A 2,006-nucleotide genomic window follows, 5' to 3' on the forward strand; every position below is an offset into this window, starting at 1 on the left:
TCATCCTGAGCCAGGATCAAACTCTCCACTGAATATGTGAAGAGCTGATGTTCAGCTCATCAATTAAATGTTTTCAAATAAATCTGACGTGTATCTGTTCAGTTTTCAATGTTCTGTCTGCGCCCGTCTTGCGGACTGCCTGTCTATAATACCCAATATCCGCACGTTTGTAAAGTGTTTTTTGAAAATAATTTATGTTTTCTTAAGAATTATGAAAATAATGTTGATTTAATGGGTGCTTTTTTGCTTTACTTTTTTATTAGATTTTGTTATAAAAAGTAATGGACAGAAAGTGAGGTGGTATAGATGGACAGTCACGAGCGACAATCAAGACACAATAATAATGATCAAAAATCAATGACTGTTCCTCTATACTATTAGGACTTTCATTGGTATTTGCTCATCATAATCACATTATGAAAGAGAGGAATACATCATGACAGAAAGAAAGTACAACAATGATTATGTGCAGGATATTCTGCACATTATTTCTTCAGATCATACAATTGAAGAAAAAAGAAATTTATTAGATGAATATCATGACAAAGATATTGCAGAAGCATTTGAATTATTACCTAAAGAAGAAAGAAAACTATTCTTTGATTATTTTGATATAAAGAGACTGTCATCTATTATCGGTTATATCGAAGATTCAGAAGATTATATTCAAGACTTTGGTTACAAGAAGTATGCAATGCTTCTTAATAAGATGGATTTAGATGATGCAGTAGATATTTTAGAAAACTTAAATGAAAATACTAAGAGTCGTCTTCTTCCTTATTTACATGTTAAAAGAAGAGAAGACATCTTTTTAATCAAATCGTTTAATCCCAATCAGATTGGGCATGAAATTACAACTAACTTTATTTCTATTGAACGTGGTTTAACTATTAGACAAGCGATGAAGGAATTAGTTAGACAATCTAGTACTCATGATAATATCAATACTATTTATGTAACTGATCATAACCAGTATTATGGTGCGATTGATTTAAAGGATTTGATTGTTGCAAGAGAGAATGATGATTTAGAAGAAATTATCGCAACTTCTTATCCACATGTTTATGCTCATGAGATGATTAGTGATTGTATTGATGAAATCCGTGAATATGAAGAAGACTCAATTCCAGTACTCAATGATGATAATGAGATTATCGGTGTTATTACTTCTACCGATATCACTGATTTCATTGAAGATGAACAGGATGAAGATTATGCAAAACTTGCCGGTATGACTGAACAGTCAGACTTGGATGAAACAGTAAAAGATGGTATGAAGAAAAGACTTCCTTGGTTAATTCTTCTTTTATTCCTTGGCATGATTGTTTCTACAGTAGTTGGTTTATTTGAATCTGTTGTTGCGGAAATTGCGATTGTTGTATGTTTCCAATCACTTATTTTAGATATGGCCGGTAATGTAGGAACACAATCTCTTGCGGTTACAATCAGATTACTTGTAGATGAAAATATCTCTACTAAAGATAAACTTAAATTCATCTTAAAAGAATTAAATATTGGACTTAGTAATGGAATGATTCTTGGATTTCTTTCATTCTTATTTATTGGATTCTATATTATGATTGCTAAAAATAGACCATTTATGGATGCTTTCATTCTTTCTGGATGTGTGGGTGTTTCCTTATTTGTGGCTATGGTCTTCTCAAGTTTGGTTGGCGTGGTCATTCCAATGTTTTTCCATAAGATCAAAGTTGACCCAGCTGTTGCATCAGGACCTTTAATTACTACAATCAATGACTTAGTTGCTGTTGTAACATATTATGGTTTAGCTTGGTTATTATTAATTCAAGTATTCCATGTACATTAGGACCTTAGTGGTCCTTTTTCTTTGCAATAAAAAAGCCCTCCTGTCGGAAGGCATAAAAAAAGGACCTGGCAGCTTGCTATTGTCGCGTCTTCACACTATCGTCGCCGTTATGATGCTTAACTTCCGTGTTCGGGATGGGAACGGGTGTGTCCATCATGCTATCGCCGCCAGATCCTCGAGG

At 33.3% G+C, this 2,006-nt stretch carries 1 protein-coding gene and 1 rRNA gene; one reads left to right on the top strand and one right to left on the bottom strand.

Translation table 11 applies throughout. From position 1 onward, the window contains the following. Positions 1 to 436: 436 nt before the first annotated feature. A complete protein-coding gene (gene mgtE, locus H8909_RS12925; protein ID WP_187013116.1) occupies positions 437 to 1,825 on the top strand; it encodes a magnesium transporter in 1,389 nt (462 codons plus the stop codon). 63 nt (positions 1,826 to 1,888) lie between these two features. On the opposite strand, the gene rrf is transcribed toward mgtE, so the two are convergent. Next, positions 1,889 to 1,997 (bottom strand): 5S ribosomal RNA (rrf, locus tag H8909_RS12930). Positions 1,998 to 2,006 lie beyond the last annotated feature (9 nt).

This window comes from Catenibacterium faecis, assembly GCF_014306455.1.
GTDB classification, from domain to species: Bacteria; Bacillota_I; Bacilli_A; order Erysipelotrichales; family Coprobacillaceae; genus Catenibacterium; species Catenibacterium mitsuoka_A.